Origin of the sequence: Bowmanella yangjiangensis (assembly GCF_017255015.1) — a bacterium.
GTDB classification, from domain to species: domain Bacteria; phylum Pseudomonadota; class Gammaproteobacteria; order Enterobacterales; family Alteromonadaceae; genus Bowmanella; species Bowmanella yangjiangensis.
Window position 1 is genome coordinate 1 of sequence record NZ_JAFKCS010000530.1, and the last position, 524, is coordinate 524.

1 pseudogene is annotated in these 524 nt (G+C 67.2%); it reads left to right on the top strand.

What is annotated here, in order from left to right:
• Positions 1-430: pseudogene (locus tag J0A65_RS25495) on the top strand (hypothetical protein); the annotation flags it as partial.
• Positions 431-524 lie beyond the last annotated feature (94 nt).

Here is a 524-nt window from a genome sequence, read left to right on the forward strand (position 1 = left end):
GTATCCGACCAAGGAGGCCCTGGTGGCGGCGGCGCTGCGTGCCCGTGACGAGCGCTGGATGCGCTGGTTCATCGATGGCACGTCCAGCGGCGAGCCGCGTGCGCGGCTGCTGGCGATCTTCCCGCTGCTGCGCAGCTGGTTCGAGTCAGCGGACTTTCGCGGCTGCGCGTTCATCAATGCGGCTGGCGAGACCGGCGATCCGAGCAGCGAGATTCGCGCCGTGGCGCGGCTGCACAAGCAGCGGCTGCTCGGCTACCTGAACGAAATCACCACCGCCTGTGGCCTGGCCGACGCTGCCGGCGTGGCCAGGCAACTGCTGTTGTTGATCGACGGCGCTACCGCCGTTGCCATGGTCACCGGCCAGGCCGATGCCGCCGACTGTGCCGGCCAGACCGCGTCGATGCTGTTGCAGACCCCGAATGCCCAGTGATGGGCGCCATTCCCTGAAAGCAAGAGGTGCCGTTATGTCGTCCAATGATGAAATCCGTCCGCCGCTACCGCCGTTCACCCGCGAGAGTGCCATC